The organism is Pseudomonas frederiksbergensis, assembly GCF_900105495.1.
In the GTDB taxonomy this organism is placed as follows: domain Bacteria; phylum Pseudomonadota; class Gammaproteobacteria; order Pseudomonadales; family Pseudomonadaceae; genus Aquipseudomonas; species Aquipseudomonas frederiksbergensis.
In genome coordinates this window covers 3982942-4007663 of record NZ_FNTF01000002.1, presented here as the reverse complement: position 1 = coordinate 4007663, position 24722 = coordinate 3982942, and the positions used below count along the sequence as shown (strand labels likewise).

18 protein-coding genes are annotated in these 24722 nt (G+C 56.7%); 13 read left to right on the top strand and 5 right to left on the bottom strand.

Annotated elements, in window-relative coordinates; all coding sequences use genetic code 11:
- Positions 1-2 precede the first annotated feature (2 nt).
- A complete protein-coding gene (locus tag BLW70_RS18970; RefSeq protein ID WP_074880677.1) occupies positions 3-1655 on the top strand; it encodes an ATP-binding protein in 1653 nt (550 codons plus the stop codon).
- A gap of 134 nt (positions 1656-1789) precedes the next feature.
- Here the strand turns inward: BLW70_RS18970 and BLW70_RS18965 are convergent, their stop codons facing one another.
- The 5 genes from BLW70_RS18965 to BLW70_RS18945 all read right to left on the bottom strand — a co-directional run bounded on the left by BLW70_RS18965 (position 1790) and on the right by BLW70_RS18945 (position 8316).
- Positions 1790-2167 (bottom strand): response regulator, encoded by a 378-nt coding sequence (locus tag BLW70_RS18965; protein WP_074876490.1) that lies wholly within the window; start codon positions 2165-2167, stop codon positions 1790-1792.
- Between the two features lie 77 nt (positions 2168-2244).
- Positions 2245-3426, bottom strand: coding sequence for a hybrid sensor histidine kinase/response regulator (locus BLW70_RS18960; protein WP_074876488.1), 1182 nt, complete (start codon positions 3424-3426; stop codon positions 2245-2247).
- Positions 3420-4013 carry a chemotaxis protein CheB gene (locus BLW70_RS18955; RefSeq protein WP_074876485.1) on the bottom strand — a complete coding sequence of 198 codons (594 nt, stop codon included), beginning with the start codon at positions 4011-4013 and terminating at the stop codon, positions 3420-3422. Before BLW70_RS18955 ends, BLW70_RS18960 begins: the two co-directional genes overlap by 7 nt.
- Positions 4010-4825: a CheR family methyltransferase gene (locus BLW70_RS18950; protein ID WP_083383376.1), complete on the bottom strand. Its 816-nt coding sequence runs from the start codon at positions 4823-4825 to the stop codon at positions 4010-4012. Before BLW70_RS18950 ends, BLW70_RS18955 begins: the two co-directional genes overlap by 4 nt.
- Positions 4825-8316: a response regulator gene (locus BLW70_RS18945; RefSeq protein ID WP_074876481.1), complete on the bottom strand. Its 3492-nt coding sequence runs from the start codon at positions 8314-8316 to the stop codon at positions 4825-4827. The genes BLW70_RS18950 and BLW70_RS18945 overlap by 1 nt, the downstream gene beginning before the upstream one ends.
- 261 nt (positions 8317-8577) lie before the next feature.
- Here BLW70_RS18945 and BLW70_RS18940 point away from each other — a divergent pair, with 261 nt between their 5' ends.
- The 12 genes from BLW70_RS18940 (at position 8578) to xylB (ending at position 24718) form a co-directional block, all read left to right on the top strand.
- A complete protein-coding gene (locus BLW70_RS18940; protein ID WP_074876479.1) occupies positions 8578-8937 on the top strand; it encodes a response regulator in 360 nt (119 codons plus the stop codon).
- Entirely contained in the window at positions 8897-9193 is a 297-nt protein-coding gene (locus BLW70_RS18935) for a PhoPQ-activated protein PqaA family protein (protein ID WP_310650411.1), read from the top strand. Before BLW70_RS18940 ends, BLW70_RS18935 begins: the two co-directional genes overlap by 41 nt.
- Positions 9194-9569: 376 nt before the next feature.
- Positions 9570-13343 (top strand): hypothetical protein, encoded by a 3774-nt coding sequence (locus tag BLW70_RS18930; RefSeq protein WP_074876475.1) that lies wholly within the window; start codon positions 9570-9572, stop codon positions 13341-13343.
- Between the two features lie 108 nt (positions 13344-13451).
- Complete coding sequence (locus tag BLW70_RS18925) at positions 13452-14747, top strand: glycosyltransferase (RefSeq protein WP_074876473.1); 1296 nt, start codon at positions 13452-13454, stop codon at positions 14745-14747.
- Positions 14748-14886: 139 nt separating this feature from the next.
- A complete protein-coding gene (locus BLW70_RS18920) occupies positions 14887-15750 on the top strand; it encodes a phosphatidylinositol-specific phospholipase C domain-containing protein (RefSeq protein ID WP_074876471.1) in 864 nt (287 codons plus the stop codon).
- A 78-nt stretch (positions 15751-15828) separates the two neighbouring features.
- The gene (locus BLW70_RS18915) at positions 15829-16734 is read left to right on the top strand and encodes an AraC family transcriptional regulator (protein ID WP_074876469.1); all 906 of its coding nucleotides are present in this window, start codon (positions 15829-15831) and stop codon (positions 16732-16734) included.
- Positions 16735-17077: 343 nt separating this feature from the next.
- Entirely contained in the window at positions 17078-18388 is a 1311-nt protein-coding gene (locus tag BLW70_RS18910) for an ABC transporter substrate-binding protein (protein WP_074876467.1), read from the top strand.
- A 205-nt stretch (positions 18389-18593) separates the two neighbouring features.
- Positions 18594-19493: a carbohydrate ABC transporter permease gene (locus BLW70_RS18905; protein ID WP_235865042.1), complete on the top strand. Its 900-nt coding sequence runs from the start codon at positions 18594-18596 to the stop codon at positions 19491-19493.
- Positions 19494-19503: 10 nt separating this feature from the next.
- Positions 19504-20334 carry a carbohydrate ABC transporter permease gene (locus tag BLW70_RS18900; RefSeq protein WP_074876465.1) on the top strand — a complete coding sequence of 277 codons (831 nt, stop codon included), beginning with the start codon at positions 19504-19506 and terminating at the stop codon, positions 20332-20334.
- A 164-nt stretch (positions 20335-20498) separates the two neighbouring features.
- Entirely contained in the window at positions 20499-21602 is a 1104-nt protein-coding gene (locus BLW70_RS18895; protein ID WP_074876463.1) for an ABC transporter ATP-binding protein, read from the top strand.
- Between the two features lie 15 nt (positions 21603-21617).
- On the top strand, positions 21618-23093 hold the full coding sequence (locus tag BLW70_RS18890) for a mannitol dehydrogenase family protein (protein ID WP_074876461.1): 1476 nt from the start codon (positions 21618-21620) through the stop codon (positions 23091-23093).
- Between the two features lie 128 nt (positions 23094-23221).
- Positions 23222-24718, top strand: a complete 1497-nt coding sequence (xylB, locus tag BLW70_RS18885) for a xylulokinase (RefSeq protein WP_074876460.1) — start codon at positions 23222-23224, stop codon at positions 24716-24718.
- The last annotated feature ends 4 nt before the right edge of the window (positions 24719-24722 follow it).

The following is a 24722-nucleotide window of genomic DNA, read 5'->3' as shown; positions in this document are numbered from 1 at the left end:
CGATGTCCGAGCGCGCGATCATTCTCGCGCCGCTGGGTCGCGACAGCCAGATTGCGTTGATGATGCTCAACGAAGCGGGTTACGACGGGGTCATCACTCGGGACCTGGTGGCGTTATGCAGTGAACTGGAGCAAGGGGCAGGCTTGCTGCTGATCTCCTCCGAAGCCTTGCTGGGCGGTGACCTTGAGCCACTGCTCTTGCTGATCGAGCAACAACCGGCCTGGTCCGATCTTCCGATTGTCTTGATGACCTACCATGGCGGCCCCGAACAAAACCCGGCGTCGCGCTACGGCCCGCAGCTGGGGAACGTGACCTTTCTTGAGCGTCCTTTTCACCCGGTCACGTTGATCAGCCTGGTGACCACCGCGTTGCGCGGCCGTCGACGACAGTACGAAGCCAGGGATCGGCTGATCGATTTGAGTCAAAGCGAACTGCGGTTGCAGAACACCCTCGAAACCCTCGAACAGCAGGTCGAGGAACGCACCGCCCAGCTACGACACAATGAAGAAGCCCTGCGTCAATCGCAGAAGATGGAAGCGGTCGGCCAGCTCACCGGCGGCATAGCCCACGACTTCAACAACATGCTGACCGGCATCATCGGCAGCCTGGAGCTGCTGCGTCGACGCCTGGCCCGTGGGCGCACTGAAGATCTGGACAGCCTGATCGACCTGGGCGTGACCTCAGCCAACCGCGCGGCAGGCCTGACCCACCGTTTGCTGGCGTTCTCCCGGCGTCAGTCGCTGGACTCCAAACCCGTGGCGATGAACACCCTGGTGGTGTCCATGGGCGAATTGCTTCAGCGCAGCATCAACGAAACCATTCAACTGGACATGCAGCTCAACGAGCAACTCTGGGTGGCCGAAGCCGATCCCAATCAACTGGAAAGCGCCCTGCTCAATCTGGTGATCAATGCTCGGGATGCGATGCCCGATGGCGGCAAACTGGTGGTAAAAACCAGCAATCAGCATTTGGACCTTGAGTTCACCAAGACGCAAAGCAACCTTCAACCCGGTGATTATGTGGTGCTGAGCGTCACGGACACCGGCTGTGGCATGCCACCAAGCACCATCAGCCGAGCCTTTGACCCGTTCTTTACCACCAAGCCCATCGGTCAGGGCACCGGCCTTGGATTGTCGATGATCTATGGCTTCAGCAAACAATCACGCGGCCACGTCGCCATTCAAAGTGAAGTGGGCGAAGGCACCACGGTGAGCCTGTTTCTGCCGCGATGCGGCAGTGACCTGCCTCAGGACAACCCGGTGAACGTCCAGCACGCGCCATACGCGCGCAATGGCGAAACGGTGCTGATCGTCGAGGACGATCCAGCGGTGCGGGTGTTGGTCAGTACGGTGTTGAGTGACCTGGGTTATGCCTTCGTCGAGGCTGGCGATGCCGACAGCGCGGTGCCGATTCTCGATTCCGGGCAGCGTATCGATCTATTGATCAGCGACGTTGGATTGCCCGGCATGAATGGCCGGCAACTGGCGGAAATCGGCCGGCAATACCGGCCGGACCTGAAGGTGTTGTTCATTACCGGATATGCCGAACACGCGGCGGTGCGCGGTGGTTTTCTGGATCCTGGCATGCAGATGATTACCAAGCCGTTCACCTTCGACCTGTTGACGGCGAAGGTGCGGGAGATGATCAGGATCTGACGCCCCCCTTGTAGCAGCTGCCGAAGGCTGCGTTCGAGGACGAAGCCCTCACCAAGGGATTGTATAGCCCCGATAAGCGGCCGCTACGCGCCCGAACGCAGCCTTCGGCAGCTGCTACATAGAGCGTGCGGCGCTCAGGAAAGCATTTCCCGCATGAGCTCTTGCAGCACATCCAGATCGAACGGCTTGGCCAGGATCGGCGCCTTACGGGTGATCGGGCTGTCCGTCTCGCGGATCTCCTGCGGATAACCGCTGATAAAGATCACCTTGAGCTCCGGTCGCAGCTTCACGGCAGGTTCAGCAATCTGCACGCCAGAGATGCCGCCCGGCAGGCGGAAATCGGTGATCATCATGTCCAGGTGCGGTTTGCTCGACAGGATTTCGAAGGCCTGCTCGCCGTTTTCGGCCTGCAATACCCGGTAGCCCTCACCCGACAGATAGGCCGAAAGCACCATCAGAATCGAGGGGTCATCTTCGACGATCAATACGACGTCTTGTGCATCTTCACTCATGGGAAGCCTTTGTTCGGTCAATAGCTGCTGATAGGACCATGGGGCCGATCAGAGGTTGCGTTTATCTGGCCAGTTTCCTAAAGCGGCAGACAAACGCGAAACAAGGCGCCTTCGCCAATTTGGCTTTCGACGGTAATGGAACCGCCATGGGCGGCCACAATCTGCTCGGAAATAAACAACCCCAGGCCCAACCCCGCGACTGCGTGTTTGGCCGTGACGCGTTCGAACTGCTGGAAAATACGCATCTGGTTCTCTTCGTCGATGCCGATCCCTGAATCGCGCACTTCCACCCAAGCCTGATCGCTCTCACTGTACACCCTAACGGTGATCGGGCTCTTGGCGCCGTAGCGCAACGCATTGGTCAGCAGGTTGGAAATCACCTGTTCAATGCGAAATTCGTCCCAACTGCCCACCACGGGTTGCTCGGCTTCCAGGGTGACCGAGGACTCGGCAGCATCGATCTGCGGGGCAAAGTTCTGCAACAAGTCGCGGACCAGCGCCGACAGATCGAAGCGCGTTGGTCGGATCGACAACTTGCCGGTGCGAATGCGCGACACATCGAGCATGTCCTCGATCAAGCGGATCAGGCTTTTGATCTGCCGCTCGTCGCGGTCGACCATTGCGTGCATTTTGTCCAGGGTGAACGCTGCCGCGTTGTCTCGGGCCAGGTGCATCTTGCGCAATTGGGTTTCGAGGATCAGGCCATTGAGCGGCGTGCGGACTTCGTGGGCGACGATGGACATGAAGTCATCACGCATGCGCACCGCTTGCTCCAGTTCCAGTTGGGTACTCTGTAACTGCTGGAGTAATGCTTCCTGCTCGCGGCGGCTTTGCTCCAGCTCTTCGACCTGCTGTTTCATCGCCTTGCTTTGGCGAAACAGTTCGACGAACACGTTGACCTTGCTCTTGACCGCATGGATATCCAGCGGCTTGTAGAGGAAATCCACGGCGCCGCTTTCATAGCCCTTGAACGCGTAGTTCAGCTCGCGACCGCCCGCACTGACGAACACGATCGGAATGTTCTTGGTCTTTTCCGTGCCGCGCATCAGCTCGGCCAGTTCGAAGCCGTTCATGCCGGGCATCTGCACGTCGAGAATGGCCATGGCGAACTCGTGTTGCAGCAACAGCGACAAGGCCTCGTCGGCGGACAAGGCTTTGTAGACGATACGGTCTTCGCGCTTGATCAGCGCTTCGAGCGCCAACAAGTTCTCCGGTAGATCGTCAACGATCAGTAATTTGGCCTGGATAGTACTTAGCATGCGATTCGTTCCAGCTCGACAAGCAGACGGCCGATGCCGCGAATAGGGAGGATATGGTCCGGTTGGTGTATATCAAGCGCCGCCCGGGGCATGGTCGCGACCTGGGCTTCGTCCGGGTCCTGAACGATGGTCATGCCGCCATGGCGCTTGACCTGGGCCAGGCCGCGAGCGCCATCACGGTTGGCGCCGGTCAACAACACCGCAGCCAGAGCTGAACCGTAGGCATCGGCGGCCGACTCGAACAGGTAATCGATGGCCGGTCGCGAATAATGCACGCGGGCTTCCAGGCTCAAGGAAAAACTGCGGTCCTGCTCCACCGACAAGTGATAACCCGGAGCCGCGAAATACAGCGTTCCCGCTTCGACCAGCGTCTTGTCGCAGGCTTCCCGTACTGGCATGGCCACGCGCCGTGCGAACACCTCGACCAGATGACTGCAGCGTCCGTCCGGCAAGTGCAAAACCACAATGATCGGCAGTTGGAAGCCTTCTCGCAGTGGGCCGAGGATACTCAGCAACGCCTCCACTCCGCCGGCCGAGGCGCCGATCACAATAGCCTCTATGGAAGGCAGATCCGCTGCACTGTTCATGATTTTCGGTAGACCCGTTCTTGTTTGACCAACGGTTCGAACTGATTGCCGTAAGACGAGAAATCCGGGGTTTCCTTGCTGCCCAGCACCAGAAATCCTCGATGGCAAAGGGAATCATGGAACAAACCGAAAGCACGATCCTGAAGCTTTTTATTGAAATAAATCAAAACATTACGGCACGAAATCAATTGAGTTTCTGAAAAGACACTGTCAGTCGCCAGGCTGTGATCGGCGAAGGTCACGTTCTCACACAGGGTCTTGTCGAAAATGGCGTAACCGTAAGCCGCTGTGTAGTAGTCGGCGAACGAACGCTGGCCACCTGCCTGCTGGTAGTTATGAGTGTAGGCGCGGACATTCTCCATCGAGAATATCCCTTGCTTGGCTTTATCCAGCGAGCGCGGATTGATGTCGGTGGCGTAAATGATGGTGCGATCGAGCAAGCCTTCTTCGCGCAGCAGAATGGCCATCGAATAGACCTCTTCACCGGTGCTGCAACCGGCGATCCAGATCTTGATCGAGGGGTAAGTCTTGAGCAGCGGCACCACTTCCCTGCGGATCGCCAGGAAATGCGAAGGGTCGCGGAACATTTCGCTGACCGGGATCGTCAGCAGTTGCAACAACTGCATGAATGCCGTTGGGTCGTGCAGGACCTTATCCTGCAACGCTGAAATGGTCGTGCACTCGAACTGGCTCAACGCGTGATTGACCCGGCGCTTGATCGAAGCGCCGGAATAATCGCGAAAGTCATAGCTGTATTTGAGGTAGATCGCCTCGATCAACAAGCGCAATTCGATTTCGCTGTTCTTTTCCACTAAATGCGTTCCATCTTCGGCAACCACACGCGAATCAGCGAGAACAGGCGATCCAGGTCGATGGGCTTGGCCAGGTAATCGTTGGAGCCCGCTTGCAAGCACCGCTCCTGATCGTCCTTCATGGCCTTGGCCGTCACCGCAATGATCGGCAGCTTGCGCCAGCGCGGGTCCTTGCGGATCTCGATGGTGGCTTCGAAACCATCCATTTCCGGCATCATCACGTCCATCAACACCAGATCGATGTCCTCGACTTCATTCAGTCTTTCAATCGCTTCACGACCGTTGCGACCGATGACCACGACTGCACCCTTTTGCTCCAGGGCACTGGTGAGGGCGAAGATGTTGCGCACATCGTCGTCCACCAGCAGCACCTTGCGACCCTCGAAAACCTTGTCGCGACTGCGCGCGGTCTTGAGCATCCTCTGGCGTTCATGGGACAACCTGGATTCGACTTTGTGCAGAAAGAGTGTGACCTCATCCAGCAAACGCTCTGGCGAGCGCGCACCCTTGATGATGATCGAGCGCGAATACTTGCGCAGCTCGGCCTCTTCGTCCCGGGTCAGGTTGCGTCCGGTGTAGACAATCACTGGGGGGAAGGAGCAGATATCTTCCGTGGACATGCGCTTGAGCAAGTCGTTGCCGAGCATGTCCGGCAGTTTCAGGTCGATGATCATGCAATCGAAAATCGTCGTACGCAGCAGGTCCAGCGCATCTTGTGCCAGGCCAACGGCAGTGATCTCGATGTCCTCGTCGCCGATCAGCCGGGCAATGCTGTCGCGCTGCAGGTCATCGTCTTCGACCAGCAGGACGCGTTTGACTTTCTGGGTCAGCTTGGCCTCAAGACGGGCAAACACGTCCTTGAGTTCTTCTCGGGTAGTCGGCTTGACCGCGTAACCGATAGCGCCCATATGCATTGCGGCTTCGACCCGGTCTTCCACGGAAATCACGTGCACCGGGATATGCCGGGTTTCAGCGTGTTCCTTCAGACGCTGCAACACAGTCAACCCGGAATGATCCGGCAGACGCATGTCCAGCAGAATGGCGTCCGGGATGAATTCCCTGGCCAGGTCGTAGCCTTCGTCCGCCCCGTGCGCCACCAGGCACTGATAACCCAGCTCATGGGCCAGGTCGTACAGGATATTGGCGAAGTTCGCCTCGTCTTCCACCACCAGAATGCAACGCGTGGTGAATGGCGCCTTGGTGCGATCGTCGTCGAAGCGCGGGATATCGACTTCGGCGATCAGCGGTACCCGTGCAGCGGGCATTACTCTCGGGGTCATGGCAACCGGGGTGGCTCTCATCGGTTCGACAGGTTCTTCGCCCGGTTCAACGTATTGCTGCGGCAACACCAGGGTGAACACACTGCCCTGCCCCGGCTCGCTGGTGACACTGATGGAGCCGCCGAGCAAGGCGGCCAGGTCACGGGAAATCGACAAGCCAAGGCCGGTGCCGCCATAACGGCGATTGGTGGTGCCATCGGCCTGGCGGAAGGCTTCGAAAATACTGTCCTGCTGATCCGCGGCAATGCCAATCCCCGAATCGCGAACGATAAAGGCAATACCGTCGGCGGGCTGACTGGCAACTGTCAGGCTGACCTCGCCTTTTTCAGTGAATTTCACCGCGTTGGACACCAGGTTCTTGATCACCTGCTCCAGACGCTGGCGGTCGGTGAAGATCATCATCGGCGCACCGGCCTGCACTTCCACCTGGAAATGCAGCTTCTTATCGGTGGCCAAGGGCTGGAACATCTCGCGTAACCCATCCACCAATCGCGCCACGCTGGTGTTCTCCGGCCGCATTTCAAGCTTGCCGGCCTCGACCTTGGAAATATCGAGAATGTCGTTGATCAAGTTGAGCAAATCATTGCCGGCAGAATAGATCGACTCGGCAAACTTGACCTGTTCGGCGCTGAGGTTTTCCTGGGGGTTTTCCGCCAGCAACTTGGCCAGGATCAACGAGCTGTTCAGCGGCGTGCGCAACTCGTGGGACATGTTGGCGAGGAATTCAGACTTGTACTTGCTCGAACGCTGCAACTCTTCGGCGCGCTCTTCGAGCAGGTGCTGGGCCTGATTGAGCTCGGTATTTTTCTTGTCCATGGCGTCGCGCTGGTCCGCCAGGATCAACGCCTGTTCGGCGAGCTGCTCATTGGTTTGTTCAAGCTCGACCTGCTGGGTCTCCAGATGCGCCTGGGATTCTTTGAGAATCCGCGACTGCTCTTCCAGCTCTTCGTTGGCGGTCTTGAGTTCTTCCTGCTGGACTTGCAGCTCCTCATTGAGCTGCTGGGTTTCAGCCAGCACTTCTTGCAGGCGCTGGCGATAGCGAGCGGCCTCGATGGAGGTGCCTATGTTGCCGGCAATCAGTTCAAGCAATTCGACATCGCGATCCATCAGCGGGCGCAGGAAACCCAGTTCGATCACACCGTTGACCCGATCATCGTCACTGGTCGGCACCACCAGCACACTGTGCGGCAAACCTTCGCCCAGGCCGGAGCTAACCTTGAAGTAACCGTCCGGTACGTTATCGAGACGGATCAAGCGAGCCTGGTGCGCGACCTGGCCGACAATGCCTTCATCGCTGTAAATCTGCTGTTCGCGCGCTTCCTGCTCGCGGGAGAAACCGTAAGAAGCAATGCGCTTGAGCCCGCCATGTTCTTCGCGGACATAAATGGCGGCTACGGCGGTGCCCAGGTATTGCGCGCAGAACTGCAGAATGTTGCGGCCCAGCAGATTCAGCGACAGTTGCCCCAGCACTTGTTCGGCCAGTTCAGTCTGGCCATTGCGCAGCCAGGCCTGCTGTTCCAGACGCAGGGCACTGGCCTGTTGCCCGGCGAGGTTGGCGCTGTAACTTTGCGAAAGGTTGAGCAAATCCCGACGACCGATGTAGGCCAGCAAGGCGCTGATCCCGGCAATGAACAACAGGTAAAGGCTGATGCTCCAGATCGTGGTACTGCGCACATCCTCGTTGCGCGTGGTGCGCAACTGTTGCTCCATGTCGATCACGTCTTCGAATTGCCTGCGGATCTCATCAGTCAGCCGCTTACCGCGCCCGGTCTTGACCGCGCTGCGGTAATCACCGCTGGATCGTTGCAATTCAATTAGGGTCTGCGCGTAAGCGGCCCACTCATTCTGCAAGGCCTGGAGCCGGTGCAGACGGTCGGTCTGCACCGGATTGTCTGCGGTCAGATCGAGCAAGGTTTTGAGGGCCACTGCTATTCGCGGCTTGGCCGTTTCGTAGGGTTCAAGGAAGTGCTCGTCGCCAGTCAGCAGGAAGCCGCGCATTCCGGTTTCCAGATCGACGGTCAGCTTGATCGATTCATTGGCGTTATTGATCACCCGGTCGGTGTGCTCGACCCACTGGGTCACCGACAGCAGGTAAGTGATCAGCGAAACAAAGAACACTGCACTGAGCGCGCCGACCCCTAATGGCAGGCTGACGTTACGGCTCAGGAGTTTACGGAATCGTTGCTCATCAACCGAAGACGCGGATGTCATGGGGGAAACCTTGTCGAACTGTTGAAAACCAAGGAGTTTGCCCCAAAAGCGCCGGCTTGATCCAATTTTCTGACACCTTTTCGCGCAAAATCCCACATTCAACTGCTCCACTGCCAAGGAGCGGTTATCCTTGCCAACGCTTGTGTGACTAATCTTTTTTCTACCGCGTGGGAACTTGTCGGGTTCCGTCACTTACTGAAGCAAGAGCCCGGCGATTTCGATCGACCGACCACCCGCGAATTCAACCTCTGAGAACCCACTATGTCCGCCACCGCGTCCATCATCCTTGTAGTCGAAGACGACGCCATCGTGCGCATGCTGATTGTCGATGTGCTGGAGGAACTCGAGTTCAAGGTGCTCGAAGCCGATGGCAGCGAACAGGCGCTGGAGTTTCTCAACGATGAAGACCAGCACATCGATTTGATGATGACCGACGTTGGATTGCCAGTGATGGACGGCCGTGAACTGGCCACCCAGGCCCGGATGCTGCGCCCCGAGCTGCCCATCCTGTTTGCCAGCGGTTATGCCGAAAGCATGGATGTGCCCGAAGGCATGCACGTGATCGGCAAACCGTTTTCCATTGATCAGTTGCGCGACAAGGTCAAAGGCATGCTGGCCTGAGAGTTGTTTGGGGCTGTGGCCCCTCCACTTCTGCATAAACCGACGCAAGGCTGTATTTTTGCCACGCACAGAAGATGACAGCGTTGCCCGCAGCTGGAAACTATTCATGCAGGCCCCGGAACAACAGCCCTTTATGTCGCTGCATGTGCCGATGATGGAAGCGCTGGTCAAGGCCATGGACCTGACCCAAAAAGAAACGCAGCCAGGCCGGGTGGTGAGTTTTCTTGCCACCGGCGCGTCGAAACGCGAGCGCTGAGTTCTTCGAGGCTGAGTACGCAGACGGCGTTGTCGAAACGACGATGGTCAAGATTCTTCCTGGATACGTATCCGAATCAGTCATTACCCGCCGATGATGCGTTTTGCAGTTGTCGTGTTTCCTTGACTACACGTGACTGGCAAACCGTTTCCCATTAATCAGTAGCGGAATGCAGTCAAATGCTCTATTTAAAACTACAACAAATCACCTGACCTTCTTGCCTGTTATAGAAAAGAGTCATTTGCCGCCGAACAACATGACAACCCACCAACTACGCAAACAAATGCAATACACACTTACATACGTCGACTTGCCATCAATTAAATATTAAAAGAGGATACCTCAAACATACAGCCCTGAAACAACTGGATTTACCATGAGCCTTACTAATGCAACCAATACATTTCAAAGACACTTATCAAGACCTTTGACTTATAGCCCGCCGCAAGATCACAACAGTCATAAAGACAATATCGAGCGCCGGGAATTTCTCGACAAATTAAAGCGTCGAGTGCAAGACAGTAGTCACTCCAGGAAAGTCAGCCTGGAAGGTTATTTTATCTCCCTGGAACCTGGCTCATCGCTAGAAGAAACTCTCCAGCCCGCAAGAGACATTTTGCGAAACATGGTCGAAAAAACCTCTTTCAAAAATCTTTTATTGAAACTCCAGCTGCCCGAAGACTCACTGTTTGAAGTAACCGCCACAGGTCAGGTCAAGGCACACTACGCTGGTAAAACCCTGAGTTTCGAGAGTGCATTCAAACTGGCTCCGGATCTGAACGATGATCTTGTTGTATTGGTTGAAATGGCGCAATTGACGGGTGGCGTCGTCACCCTTGACGACCAGGTCGGCATGATTCAATGGTTGAGATTCCATCGTTACCTCCTTCCTCGAACGGTAGTCGATGCTCAGAACCTGATTGCCTTCCTGGAGCAGTCATATCCGGAAAGTCCGCCATTCGGCAACTATTGGGAAATGGTAATCGCCGGCGAAAATAATCCGCTCATTATGCCATCAGCACAGCGGGACCGGCTTCGAACACTGATCAAGGAGTACACCAAGGGCGAGTCATTATTGGAACTGCTTTCAGACACTATTCTGGGTGGACGATCCACTCCCATCAAACGATCGGAAGCGGAGTATTTTCTGAACATGCTTGTTTCCAGTTCCATTGCTCTAATCTGGGCAAAAAGCTTTGTACGAGACCTGGATTGGTATGGTGCGCAAGATGATCAGCCCTTATCGGACGAATCTCTCCAGCAAATACTTTTCACTGCGCTACTGTTGGATCTTCATCCGAAGGTCGGGGAGCAAGAGCCGCGCAATCAAGTGGCCGGGTTCGATCTCTATGCAGCCCAACATATAGAGAAGTCTTTCACCAGTGTTCAAACGGAATTCGAAAGACATTTGATCAATCACCACCGGGTCACTGAACAGAACGTGGCACTGGCCTCGCATTTATTGCTGGCCGGCACCGCGCCGGAGTTCCTGGTCCAGGACTTGCCACCTACTTTGCTATTAGGCACCCCGCAATGGGTTGATTACTGCCGGACCATCGCGGTGCAGGAAGCTATCTCACCGGGATCGTCGCGCGTAATGACCCATGCGCAAATACAACACCTGATGAAGTCCGAGTCAGTCACAGAGTCGCAACAGGCACTCAATGCCTTGGCTGCTGTAGATCCAGTGATCAACTGGGCGTTGCTCAACAGTATCGTCACCCATGATGAAGTGAACCGCTCGACCAAGGATTCGCTTGAAGTGGCCGTGGCCGCTTACGCCCGCCATGCGAAAACCCTTGCTGAAACGGCTGAAACGCTGTCTCGCCCCTTGCCGACCCGCAAGAGCGTCGCCCTGGATATCCTCAAGCAAGTCGCCAAAGGATGCACCTATCTTGAAGATGACGTCCTTCACCAAAAGAGCAATCGATCACTGGAAGACGCCTATGCCGACCCGTTTCTCATGTCCCCTGTAGACCTGCACATGTCCAACGACCTGCAGACAGGCGATTGGGACTTGAAGCATGGAGCAAGTATTTATACTGCGTTTCCAAAGATGCTCCCCAATCTGATCTCTGCGCAGGGAGAGTTTTACCGCCAATTCAATCGGAACTACCTGTCACATGCGCAGGCTATGTATACGCATTTGAAACTAGCCCTTTCATCCTTGCCGCTTGTTGATCGAGTGCGGCTGCTGCGCGGACAATTGACGATATTCTCTGTACGGCCTTCAGTCGCGACTATTCACCCAATCACCCGCTTCCCCATGAATCCATTAGCGTCAACCCTTGACGTCATACTTAAAGTGCCGAATCGGGTTCCCATGGAGAGTCATAAAGACAAAGAGCAGGCCACCGGTCGTTACGGCGTGGTGATGTGTACCTACTTCGAAGGACGATTGAGCTGTTATGAGCTGTTCACCTTGCACGGAGTCTGCCGTGAAAACACGGAACTGGCCGAGCTGATCGAAAGGGAGAACCTGTTACGTACAAGCCCCCGCGGCAGTGAAAAGAACCACACCCATCCGGCACCGGTGCATCAACTGCCCACGGACATCGAGTGCTACACCCATGGGGTCACACCTGGCCTCGTCAATACCAGTCGTGGCGTCATTGAAAAGATCGGTGAACTATCCGCACCCCCACTGGCTTCGGACATTGAAAGCAAAGGCTATTACCAAAGTTTCTATTCAAGTGAATTCGAGTCACTCGTAAACTTCGTGCTCAAGCACCGGCCAATCGCAACCTACGATGAGTTGGTGAAAGAATGTTGGGGGCAAACCCGGCTGGAGGCATTGCGTGCAGAACGTGAAGAGGCATTGAACACGTTTCTCAATATTGTCGTACCGTTCAAATCATGCATCGAAGACATCAGTTCAGACGATCTGGATCGACAGTTCCAAGGCGTAGGTGCCTGCACCCTGGAAGCTGCGATGACGCTTCTGTTGGTGGTCGGGGCCATTGGCAAGATAGCCAGTATTGCCGCCCGAAGCATGACCCTTGCAACGAAAGCCAGCGCCCTGGCCAAAACTGGCCTGGGCCTGGTGAGCAGCTTGCTAAATCCGCTGGATGGCGTTCCGGATTTGCTTATAGGTGGCGCGAAACTGTTGCGCAAAGGTATTAACGGGAGTGTTGCGGCCTTGGAAAACGCCGTATCCGATCTTCGACAGTTGACGGGTCAGACTCAATTCGAGCAATTGGCCAGAGCCGGCGATCCAGACATCATTCGTCTCGGAACCTGGCGCCCTGCGCAAACTTCCCAGGATGCCTTCCAGGTATGGGGTATACGCCACCATGACGAATGGTACGCACTGAACCGATTTGGTGAGCCCTGGGGAGCCAAACTGAAGGGTTTTGATCTCAAACTTAAATTGCCCATCCCACGCTGGCATAAAATCATGCCTAAAAGCTACGCTCGTACAGTGATCAAAGAAGGCTTACCACTCGCCAGCAGAAAAGTAGACGATGCCATCAACGTATTGAATGACCCAACGCTGATCCAGGAATCGAATGCGGCGCTCGTCCTTCTGCTTGCGAATGACTCTTCCGCAGCCCGAAGTGCTTACCGTGACTACCTGATTGCAGTAAAAGAGGACCTTACAAATATCAAACCCGGCAACTTTATCCTCGACAGCAGTCAAGAAAGCGACTCAGTAGCCGAGCTGCATTGGGGGCTGTACAACGACTGGAAAACTGGCGACAAGGCGCAAAATGCCAACAACGAATTTATCCGGGTCTACAGTGACAACTTCAACGAGGCTTATCGCAGGGATCATTTCAACCCAGGCATTACTGCCGATACTTTCGTTCATGAAATGTTCCACGGCGCGCCGAAAACCAAAGATTTCGCCTACGCTGAAGACACCGGAATATTTCAGCGTGGCTCTCAACAATTGGACGTGAGTCCACTCCTGAATCTCGCCAACGGCAAGATGTCCATGGGCCTGCCGAGTTTTCCAAATACCAACTACAACAGCGGGATGGCGTTTAAAAATGCCGACTCATTTGCATTGACGACATCGCTGCTAAGCCAATTAAAGAGCAACAAGCAAGCGTATCAGCAGAATATAGCGACCATGAAAGCGGCACTCAAAAATGCCAACCATGGATACATCAATGGGCAGACACTGATAAAAATCAACATTCTCTGAGTTTCAGACAGACCGAGTTACCGATACCGGGCGCATGCGACCACTACTGTACTGTGGTTTAATTGCGCCCTTTTTTGCCCCCTCGCTTGCTGCAAAGGATCACTGTTCATGACCCAGCCCCTCGCAACCAAAGTCCTGGTCATCGGTTACGTCTGGCCCGAGCCCTGCTCTTCAGCGGCGGGTGGGCACATGATGCAAATTCTCGAGACCTTCTTGCAGCAAGGCTGGGACATTACTTTCAGTAGTCCGGCCAGCTCCGGTGAGCATCGGGCAGACCTGACGGTGTTGGGCATTCGCGAAGTCCCGATCGAATTGAACAACAGCAGTTTCGACAGGTTCATCAGCGAACTGGCTCCGGATATCGTTTTGTTCGATCGGTTCATGATGGAAGAACAGTTCGGCTGGCGAGTTGAGAAGCACTGCCCCGATGCCTTGCGTGTGCTTGAGACTTCTGACCTGCAAAGCCTGCGAGATGCCCGCCATCAACGCCTCAAGGAGCGTTTGAAGGCGAATGACGACACCAATGACTTCAGTGAACTGTTCGCGCCAGCGTTACGGGAAGAGTTTGAGCTCATGGCCGAGACCGATCTGGCCAAACGGGAAATCGCAGCGATTTATCGTTGCGACTTGAACCTGATGGTTTCCGAAGTGGAGATCGAATTGCTGGTCGAGCAATTCAAACTGCCGCGCCACTTGCTGCACTGGTGTCCGCTGATGGTCGATCTACCGAGCGTGCCGCCGGTTTCTTTTGGCGACCGCGCGCACTTTCTCAGCATCGGCAACTTCCGTCATGCGCCGAACTGGGATGCGGTGCTCTGGATGAAAACCACTATCTGGCCGCTGATTCGCGAACAACTGCCCAAGGCTCAATTGCACATTTACGGTGCTTACACGCCGCCCAAAGCGACTGCATTGCACAACCCCGGCCAGGGCTTTCATGTGATGAACTGGGCGCAAGATGCGTTAAAAGTCATGTCTGGCGCACGGATTTGTCTTGCGCCCCTACGCTTTGGTGCCGGCATCAAAGGCAAAATTGTCGACGCCATGTTATGCGGCACGCCCACGATCACCACGCCAATCGGCGCAGAAGCAATGCATGGCGAACAACGCTGGCCGGGGGCTGTGACCCGAACAGCACAGGCGTTCGCCGAGTGCGCGGTTCAGCTGTACAAGGATGAAGCTCTGTGGACGGACGCTCAATCCCTTGGGCAATCGTTGCTCGTCGCGCGTTATCGACAATCGGAGCATGGTCCGGCGCTGATTGAAAAGTTGTTGTATTGCCAACAACATCTGGCACAACTTAGAAATGACAACTTTACGGGAAGTATGTTGCGCCATCATCACCACAGAAGCACGCAATACATGGCGCAATGGATTGAAGCAAAGAATCGGAACCCATTATAGAACTTATACCAACAACAAATATTTTGCATTATCACTGTTATTGACCAAATCCAGCACTCAACCTTATAAATATTCAGCCAGACTTGTTTAAGTTCGGCACCCTCAACTCTTCTTATAAATTAATGCAAGGATGCATTAAATGAGCAACTACGCCAATAACAACTGGATGTCCGCCACGCCAGCCATTAACACTTTATCGCTCAGCGAACTGACTCTGCCTGGCACTCATAACGCTGGCTGCGACTGGAAAGCGCCCTGGCCTTTGTTCGGCCCTCCCCCGCACTGGGTGGCTTGTCAGCATAAGTCGTTCTATAGCCAACTGTGTCATGGGTCCCGAGCACTTGACGCCCGTCTGATTTATGACGCCACTGCCCCAGGGTTAGGAAAATTCATATTTACACATGACAGTCATCGCTCTAACCGCACGCTGGGCGAACTGATAACCGACCTAAATAGATTTCTTACGGAAAACCCGGATGAGTTTGTCATTGTGGACTTTCACCAACTCAAGAATGGCGAGCATCCATTTGATTTCAAATACTTCAACGACATGATGTTGAGATTTATCGACCATCGGATGATTCCTGTCCAAAACCAGAGCCTGAGCCTTGAGAGACTCAAGCAAATCAGCCCACTGCAAAGAATACTGATCGCGACCCCATGGCACAGTGCTCTTGATCGAACTGTATTTCACGAACAGATCAGGCACAAATGGTCTGGCAGCGGTATCACCAATGTCGCTGATTTGAAGCAGCACATTATTAATGTACTGAAATACCCGCCGGGCACAGGGGCACCGTGGTCACTTTCCGCCACCAGTTACAGCGCGCTCGGTGGCCCCGTGGATATTCATGACGAGCTTAATTCCTGGTTCGATCCGAATAACAGCGACTGGGCGTCAAAATGCAACATCATCAACGTCGATTTTATTGAAGAGTCCAACATCGTCTCTTATTGCCGAACGGTAAACCTGATGAAAGCGCGCGATCGGGTCCCCCGTTAGGCAAAGTCGTGGCAGGCTGGCACAGAAGGCGCCAAAAGAGGCATGATCGAGCAGCGATAACAAGAAAAGCATCCTGACATGACTCGAACAGCCCGCGTGACAGACCCCTCCTACGAATTGATGGACGACCACAACGGGTTGTCCATCATCTACCGTCAGCACGGATTCCCTTGCCCGCTGGTGCGTTGGCATTTTCACAAGGAATACGAACTGCACCTGATCGTCGCCAGTTCCGGCAAAGTGTTCATCGGTGACTACATCGGTAATTTCTATCCGGAATCGCTGTTCCTCACCGGCCCCAACCTGCCCCACAACTGGATCAGCCAGGTGGCCGAAGACGAAGTGGTGCCCAAGCGCGACATGCTGGTCAATTTCACGGACGAGTTGTTCGACAGCGGCCACTTGGTGTTTGCCGAGCTCAAGGCACTGGCGCCACTGTTGGAGCGCGCCCAGTACGGCATCGAGTTTCGCTGCAAGCGCACCATCCGCCAGGCCATGACCTTGATGCAGCGTATCGCCGATACCCAAGGCGTGACGCGTCTCGGGCACTTTTTCATTCTGCTGGAGTTGCTGGCCGCCTCTGACGATTTTCAGTTGCTGTCCGGAGCCACGACACCGCAATTGGCCGACGAGCACAATATCGATCGCACCAACCGGGCGGTGGATTACATCTTCGCGCATTACGCTCGGGAACTGCCGCTGGAAGAAGTCGCCGAGCACTTGGGCATGAAGCCGACTTATTTCAGTCGAGTGTTTAAACAAGCCACCGGCCGCTGCTTCATCGAATTCGTCAATCGCCTGCGGATCAGCAAATCCTGCGAGTTGCTGGCCGATGGCAACAAACCGGTGACCGATGTGTGCTTCGAGTCGGGCTTCAACAATATTTCCAACTTCAATCGGCGCTTTCAGCAACTCAAGGGCATGACGCCCTCGCATTACCGGCGGTTGGCGGTGCAGCGGTTGACCGAACAAAACCTTGGGTAAATACAAATCCCTGAGGGAGCGAGCCTGCTCGCGAAAGGGTGGATCATTCAACAGTGATGTTGACTGACACGAAGTCATCGCGAGCAGGCTCGCTCCCACAGGTTAAGACCTGTTTTCACACTGAAACCTGTACGGATTCAATAGGCGTTAACTGCTGAAAACCCGTTCCCTGCACCTCCCCCCTCAAAGTCCAGTGCAAAATAGTATCGATTCAAGTGCGATGGATGATTTGTCACGTCATCAATTGAAGGCTGTAATCAGTGCACATTCTTCCCCCCGCAGGAAGACACAAAAACAATAACTGTCCTTCTGTAACCCGCCGGGTGCAGAAAAGGAGTGCACGATGCAACCTTCTGTAAAAGCTCTGCTTGCCCTTACCTGCATGACCCTCAGCAGCGTCAGCCTCGGCGCCCAGACCCTGACCATCGCCACCGTCAACAACAGCGACATGATCCGCATGCAAAAACTCTCGAAAACCTTCGAGGCCGAGCATCCGGACATCAAGCTCAATTGGGTGGTGCTGGAAGAAAACGTCCTGCGCCAACGCCTGACCACCGACATCGCAACCCAGGGCGGACAGTTCGATGTTCTGACCATTGGCATGTACGAAGCCGCACTCTGGGGCGGCAAAGGCTGGCTGGAGCCAATGAAGGACTTGCCGGCCAGTTATGCCCTCGACGACGTGTTCCCATCGGTGCGTGAAGGCTTGTCGGTCAAGGGCTCGCTGTACGCTTTGCCCTTCTACGCCGAAAGCTCCATCACCTATTACCGCACCGACCTGTTCAAGGAAGCCGGGCTGACCATGCCCGAGCACCCGACCTGGACCCAAATCAGCGAATTCGCCGGCAAACTCACCAATAAGGATAAAGAACAGTACGGCATCTGCCTGCGCGGCAAGGCCGGTTGGGGCGAGAACATGGCGCTGATCACCACCGTCGCCAATGCCTATGGTGCGCGCTGGTTCGATGAGCAATGGAAGCCGGAATTCACCAGCCCCGAGTGGAAAAACGCGCTGAACTTCTACGTCGACACTATGAAGAAATCCGGTCCGCCGGGCGCATCGAGCAACGGTTTCAATGAAAACCTCGCGCTGTTCAACAGCGGCAAATGCGCGATCTGGGTGGATGCCAGCGTCGCCGGCTCCTTCGTTACTGACAAGACCCAAAGCAAGGTGAGTGACCACGTCGGTTTCACCTACGCACCGCACGAGACTACCGATAAGGGTTCAGCCTGGTTGTATTCCTGGGCGCTGGCAATTCCGACCAGTTCCAAGGCCAAGGACGCGGCGAAAACCTTCAGCGCCTGGGCCACTTCCAAGGAATACGGAGCGTTGGTTGCCGAGAAAGACGGCATTGCCAACGTGCCGCCAGGTACCCGCGCATCGACGTACAGCGATGCCTACATGAAGGCTGCGCCGTTCGCCAAGGTGACTCTTGAATCGCTGAAAGCCGCGGATCCGAGCAAGCCGACCCTCAAGCCCGTGCCCTATATCGGCATTCAGTTGGTGACCATTCCTGAATTCCAGGCCGTGGGCACCCAGGTCGGCAAATTGTTCTCGGCAGCGCTGATCGGCCAGACCACGGTCGACCAGGCGCTGACCGCTGCCCAGTCAACCACCGAACGTGAAATGAAGCGCGCCGGTTATCCCAAGTAACCCCCGCTACCAATGTGGGAACTGCTTGTGTGGCGTGGGAGCTTGCTCCCGCTCGACTGCGCAGCAGTCGCAAAGCTTTTGGGGCCGCTTCGCGCCCCAGCGGGAGCAAGCTCCCTCGCCCACAAGCCCGCTCCCATAGTTGATCTTCATTTGTCTGTTCTTAATCGGTTCTATCGCCATGAATATTTCAACTGCCAAAGCTCACATGGACATTTCCCAACCGGTGCGTAAAAGCCGGTTGGCCAATCCCGGCTGGTTCCTGGTCAGTCCCTCGGTGGCGTTGTTGCTGCTGTGGATGATCGTGCCGCTGGGCATGACCGTTTACTTTTCGCTGATCCGCTACAACCTGCTCTACCCTGGTGAAAACGAGTTCGTCGGGCTTGAGAACTTCAGCTACTTCCTCAGCGACTCGGGCTTCATACCCGGCGCCACCAACACCTTGTTGCTGGTCGGCAGCGTGCTGCTGATCAGCGTGGTGTTCGGCGTGTTGATCAGTGCGCTGCTGGAGGCCAGTGAATTCCTCGGTCGCGGCATCGTACGGGTGATGCTGATCTCGCCGTTTTTCATCATGCCCACCGTCGGCGCGCTGATCTGGAAGAACCTGATTTTCCATCCGGTGTCGGGGATTCTCGCCTATGTCTGGAAGCTGTTCGGCGCGCAACCGGTGGACTGGCTGGCGCACTACCCGCTGCTGTCGATCATCATCATCGTGTCCTGGCAATGGCTGCCGTTCGCGATCCTGATCCTGATGACTGCCATGCAGTCCCTCGACCAGGAACAAAAGGAAGCCGCGCGCCTCGACGGTGCCGGGCCGATCGCGATTTTCTGGCACCTGACCCTGCCGCACCTGGCACGGCCGATTGCCGTGGTGGTGATGATCGAAACCATCTTCCTGCTCTCGGTGTTCGCCGAAATCTTCACCACCACCAACGGCGGCCCCGGCTACGCCTCGACCAACCTCGCCTACCTGATCTACAACCAGGCGCTGGTGCAGTTCGACGTCGGCATGGCGTCCGCCGGCGGTTTGATCGCGGTGGTGATCGCCAACATCGCAGCCATCGTGCTGGTGCGCATGATCGGCAAAAACCTGACAGACAAAGCCTGAGGCCTGCGCCATGACCCTTCAACAATCCCGCCGTCTGCAAAGCCTGCTGCTCGGCACCCTGGCCTGGGCCATCGCGATCCTGATCTTCTTCCCGATCTTCTGGATGGTGATGACCAGTTTCAAAACCGAAATCGACGCGTTCGCCACGCCGCCGCAGTTCCTCTTCACGCCGACGCTGGAGAACTACCTGCACATCAACGAGCGCAGCGATTACTTCAGCTTCGCCTGGAACTCGGTGGTGATTTCGTTCAGCGCTACGGCCCTGAGCCTGCTGATCGCGGTGCCGGCGGCGTACTCGATGGCGTTCTACGAAACCCAGCGCACCAAGGGTACGCTGCTGTGGATGCTCTCCACCAAGATGCTGCCACCGGTGGGCGTGCTGATGCCGATCTACCTGCTGGCCAAGAGTTTCGGCCTGCTCGACACGCGCATCGCGCTGATCGTGATCTACACGCTGATCAACCTGCCGATCGTGGTCTGGATGATTTACACCTACTTCAAGGACATCCCCAAGGACATCCTCGAAGCCGCGCGCCTCGACGGTGCCACGTTGTGGCAGGAGATGGTCCGGGTGCTGCTGCCGATCGCCAAGGGCGGCCTGGCATCGACGGTTTTGCTGTCGCTGATCCTGTGCTGGAACGAGGCATTCTGGTCGCTGAACCTGACCTCGTCGAAAGCCGCGCCGCTCACTGCGTTGATTGCCTCCTACTCAAGTCCCGAAGGTCTGTTCTGGGCCAAGTTGTCGGCGGTGTCGACCCTGGCTTGCGCACCGATCCTGATCTTCGGCTGGATCAGCCAGAAACAATTGGTCCGCGGCCTGTCGTTCGGCGCCGTGAAATGAAGATCGCCGACTCAATGCGACCACTGTAGGAGCGAGCCTGCTCGCGATGGCGGAATGTCATTCAACAGTGATGTCGACTGACACGGCCTCATCGCGAACAGACTCACTCCTACAGAAAAGCCCACACGGCTCAACTGAATAACAACAAGTGGAGGCCCATCATCATGGCCAACCTGAAAATCAAGAATCTGCAAAAAGGCTTCGAAGGCTTTTCCATCATCAAAGGCATCGACCTGGAAGTGAACGACCGCGAGTTCGTGGTGTTCGTCGGCCCGTCGGGCTGCGGCAAATCCACCCTGCTGCGCCTGATCGCCGGCCTGGAAGAAGTCAGCGGCGGCACCATCGAACTCGATGGCCGCGACATCACCGAAGTCAGCCCGGCCAAGCGCGACCTGGCGATGGTGTTCCAGACCTACGCCCTGTACCCACACATGAGCGTGCGCAAAAACATGTCGTTTGCCCTCGACCTGGCGGGCGTACCGAAAGCCGAGGTCGAGAAGAAAGTCGGCGAAGCGGCGCGCATCCTCGAACTGGGGCCAATGCTCGAACGTAAACCGAAACAGTTGTCCGGCGGTCAGCGTCAGCGCGTGGCCATCGGCCGAGCCATCGTGCGCAATCCGAAGATCTTCCTGTTCGATGAGCCACTGTCCAACCTCGACGCCGCCCTGCGGGTGCAGATGCGCCTGGAACTGCTGCGCCTGCACAAAGAACTCAAAGCCACGATGATCTACGTGACCCACGACCAGGTCGAAGCCATGACCATGGCCGACAAAGTCGTGGTACTCAATGGCGGCAAAGTCGAACAAGTCGGCTCGCCGCTGGACCTGTATCACCAACCGGCCAACCTGTTTGTCGCCGGGTTCCTCGGCACGCCGAAAATGGGCTTCCTCAAGGGTAAAGTCACCCGCGTCGAAAGCCAGCGCTGCGAAGTGCTGCTGGACGCCGGCACCCGCATCACCTTGCCACTGAGCGGTGCCAACCTGAGCGTCGGCGGTGCGGTGACCCTGGGCATTCGCCCGGAGCATCTGAATCTCGCGCAGACCGGCGACTGCACCTTGCAGGTCACCGCCGACGTCAGTGAACGCCTGGGCAGCGACACCTTTTGCCACGTGGTGACCTCGTCCGGCGAAGCCCTGACCATGCGCGTTCGCGGCGACCTGGCCAGCCGTTATGGCGAGTCGCTGAGCCTGCATCTGGACGCCGAACACTGCCATTTATTCGATGCCGACGGCGTGGCGTTGACCCGCCCGTTGCGCGCTGCAGCCTGATTTCGAGACCTTGTGATGAAACTCAATAAACACAACCTCAACCGCCTCGCCCCTGAGGTGATCCTGCCGGCCTATACCCTGAGCGACACTCGCCAAGGCATCGCGCACATCGGCGTCGGCGGTTTCCACCGGGCGCATCAGGCGTATTACACCGATGCGTTGATGAATGCCGGCGAAGGTCTGGACTGGGCGATTTGCGGTGTCGGCCTGCGCGCCGAAGACCGCCGCGCCCGGGACGATCTCAAAGAGCAGGACTACCTGTTCACCCTGTTCGAGCTGGGCGATACCGACGACACCGAAGTTCGAGTGATCGGTGCGATTCGCGACATGCTGTTGGCTGAAGACGGCGCACAAGCACTGATCGACAAACTCGCCAGCCCCGAGATCCGTATCGTTTCGCTGACCATTACCGAAGGCGGCTACTGCATCGACGACAGCACCGGCGAGTTCATGGCCCAGCTGCCGCAAATCCAGCACGATCTGGCACACCCAAACACACCGAAAACCGTGTTCGGTTTCCTCTGTGCCGCGCTGGCTAAACGCCGTGCAGCCGGCACGCCCGCGTTCACCTTGATGTCCTGCGATAACCTGCCGCACAACGGCTCAGTCACGCGCAAAGCGTTACTGGCGTTCGCCGCCCTGCGCGATGTCGATCTGCGGGACTGGATCGCTAGAAATGTCAGTTTTCCGAACGCGATGGTCGACCGCATCACGCCGATGACCAGCACCGAACACAAGCTGCAACTGCACGATAAACACGCTATCGACGATGCCTGGCCGGTGGTTTGCGAACCGTTTGTGCAATGGGTGCTGGAAGACAAGTTCGTCAATGGTCGGCCGGCCTGGGAAAAGGTCGGCGTGCAGTTCACTGACGACGTCACGCCTTATGAAGAGATGAAGATCAAACTGCTCAACGGCAGTCACCTCGCCCTCACTTACCTGGGGTTCTTGAAGGGTTACCGTTTCGTTCACGAAACCATGAACGACCCGCTGTTCGTGCGCTACATGCGTGCCTACATGGACCTGGACGTGACCCCGCAACTGTCACCCGTGCCGGGGATTGACCTGACCGAGTACAAGAACACCCTGGAGGCGCGCTTCTCCAACCAGGCGATTGCCGATCAACTGGAGCGCGTGTGTTCGGACGGTTCGTCGAAGTTTCCCAAGTTCACGGTGCCGACGATCAATCGATTGATTGCGGATGGGCAGGAGACCAAACGGGCGGCGTTGGTAGTAGCGGCTTGGGCATTGTATTTGAAGGGCGTGGACGAGAATGGCCAGACCTACAGCGTTCCTGACCCACGGGCGGAATTCTGTCAGGCGTTGGTGGCGGATGATGCGTTGATCACGCAGCGGTTGCTGGCGGTTGAGGAGATTTTTGGAACGGCGATCCCGCATTCGCCCGAGTTTGTGGCAGCGTTTGAGTGGTGCTGTAACAGCTTGCGCGATGCCGGCGTGACAACAACCCTCGAACGAGTACTCGCCAACTGATCATTCCCACGCTCTGCGTGGGAATGCCTCAAGGGACGCTCCGCGTTCCAATTCGCGAAAGGGACGCGGAGCGTCCCGGGCTGCATTCCCACGCAGAGCGTGGGAACGATCTTCGGCAGGGTGTATTCATGACAAACCAACATTTATTCCTCGGCATCGACTGCGGCACCCAAGGCACCAAAGCCATCATCCTCGACGCCGTCAGCGGTCAGGTGCTGGGCCAGGGTGCTGCCGCCCACACTCTGATCAGTGGCGCCAACGGCCGCCGCGAGCAAGACACCGCCCAATGGCTGGAAGCCTTCGCGCTTGCCACCCGCCGCGCATTGCTCGCGGCGAAGGTCGACGGCCAGGACATCCTTGGCATCGGCGTTTCCGGCCAGCAACACGGGCTGGTGCTGCTCGACGATCAGGGCCAGGTGCTGCGCCCGGCCAAACTCTGGTGTGACACCGAATCCACCCCGGAAAACGACCGTCTGCTGGTCCATCTGGATGGCGAAAAAGGCTCGCTGGAACGCCTCGGCGTAGTGATCGCGCCGGGCTACACCGTCTCCAAACTGCTCTGGACCAAAGAACAACATCCGCTGGTTTTTTCCCGGATCGCCCGCATCCTGCTGCCCCATGACTACCTCAACTATTGGCTCACCGGGCGCAGTTGCAGTGAATACGGCGACGCCTCGGGCACCGGGTATTTCAACGTGCGTACCCGCCAATGGGACTTGCAGCTGCTGCGGGATATCGATGCCACCGGGCGACTGCAAGCTGCGCTGCCGGAGTTGATAGACGCTCATCAAGCCGTCGGCACGATACTGCCGAGCATCGCTGAACACCTGGGTATCAACCCGCAGGCGCTGGTCTCCAGCGGCGGTGGCGACAACATGATGGGCGCCATCGGCACCGGCAACATCAAGCCAGGCGCTATCACCATGAGTCTCGGTTCTTCGGGGACGGTGTACGCCTATGCCGACCAGCCGAAAGTCAGTCCGGACGCTTGCGTCGCAACGTTCTGTTCCTCCAGCGGTGGCTGGCTGCCGCTGATCTGCACGATGAACCTGACCAACGCGACCGGGGTGATTCGCGAACTGTTCGAGCTGGATATCGAACAGTTCAACGACCTCGTCGCGCAAGCCCCCATCGGTGCCGAAGGCGTGTGCATGCTGCCATTCCTCAACGGCGAGCGCGTCCCCGCCCTGCCCCATGCCACCGGCAGCCTGCTGGGCTTGTCCATGACCAACCTGACCCAGGCCAACCTGTGCCGCGCGGTGGTCGAAGGCACGACCTTCGGTTTGCGTTATGGGCTGGACCTGCTGCGGCAGAATGGCTTACAAAGCCGCAGCATTTGCCTGATCGGCGGCGGCTCGAAAAGCCCGGTGTGGCGGCAGATCGTCGCCGACATCATGAACACCCCAGTCATCTGCACCGAACAAAGCGAAGCCGCGGCCCTTGGCGCCGCGATTCAGGCAGCGTGGTGCAAGTCTTGGGAAAACGGGCATGAAGACAGCCTGGAGGATCTATGCAAACGCTGCGTGAAGCTCGATCCAGCCAGCGAAACCTTGCCGATCGCCGACAATGTGGCGGCCTGTCAGCAGGCCTACGAACGCTATCAACAGCATGTCGCAACCCTTTAAAGAG

What these genes read in the sequence shown, in the direction of transcription:
- BLW70_RS18970 (WP_074880677.1), top strand. Translation starts at nt 3, where the DNA reads ATGTCCGAGCGCGCGATCATTCTCGCGCCGCTGGGTCGCGACAGCCAG.
- BLW70_RS18965 (WP_074876490.1), bottom strand. Translation starts at nt 2,167, where the DNA reads ATGAGTGAAGATGCACAAGACGTCGTATTGATCGTCGAAGATGACCCC.
- BLW70_RS18960 (WP_074876488.1), bottom strand. Translation starts at nt 3,426, where the DNA reads ATGCTAAGTACTATCCAGGCCAAATTACTGATCGTTGACGATCTACCG.
- BLW70_RS18955 (WP_074876485.1), bottom strand. Translation starts at nt 4,013, where the DNA reads ATGAACAGTGCAGCGGATCTGCCTTCCATAGAGGCTATTGTGATCGGC.
- BLW70_RS18945 (WP_074876481.1), bottom strand. Translation starts at nt 8,316, where the DNA reads ATGACATCCGCGTCTTCGGTTGATGAGCAACGATTCCGTAAACTCCTG.
- BLW70_RS18940 (WP_074876479.1), top strand. Translation starts at nt 8,578, where the DNA reads ATGTCCGCCACCGCGTCCATCATCCTTGTAGTCGAAGACGACGCCATC.
- BLW70_RS18930 (WP_074876475.1), top strand. Translation starts at nt 9,570, where the DNA reads ATGAGCCTTACTAATGCAACCAATACATTTCAAAGACACTTATCAAGA.
- BLW70_RS18925 (WP_074876473.1), top strand. Translation starts at nt 13,452, where the DNA reads ATGACCCAGCCCCTCGCAACCAAAGTCCTGGTCATCGGTTACGTCTGG.
- BLW70_RS18920 (WP_074876471.1), top strand. Translation starts at nt 14,887, where the DNA reads ATGAGCAACTACGCCAATAACAACTGGATGTCCGCCACGCCAGCCATT.
- BLW70_RS18915 (WP_074876469.1), top strand. Translation starts at nt 15,829, where the DNA reads ATGACTCGAACAGCCCGCGTGACAGACCCCTCCTACGAATTGATGGAC.
- BLW70_RS18910 (WP_074876467.1), top strand. Translation starts at nt 17,078, where the DNA reads ATGCAACCTTCTGTAAAAGCTCTGCTTGCCCTTACCTGCATGACCCTC.
- BLW70_RS18905 (WP_235865042.1), top strand. Translation starts at nt 18,594, where the DNA reads ATGGACATTTCCCAACCGGTGCGTAAAAGCCGGTTGGCCAATCCCGGC.
- BLW70_RS18900 (WP_074876465.1), top strand. Translation starts at nt 19,504, where the DNA reads ATGACCCTTCAACAATCCCGCCGTCTGCAAAGCCTGCTGCTCGGCACC.
- BLW70_RS18895 (WP_074876463.1), top strand. Translation starts at nt 20,499, where the DNA reads ATGGCCAACCTGAAAATCAAGAATCTGCAAAAAGGCTTCGAAGGCTTT.
- BLW70_RS18890 (WP_074876461.1), top strand. Translation starts at nt 21,618, where the DNA reads ATGAAACTCAATAAACACAACCTCAACCGCCTCGCCCCTGAGGTGATC.
- xylB (WP_074876460.1), top strand. Translation starts at nt 23,222, where the DNA reads ATGACAAACCAACATTTATTCCTCGGCATCGACTGCGGCACCCAAGGC.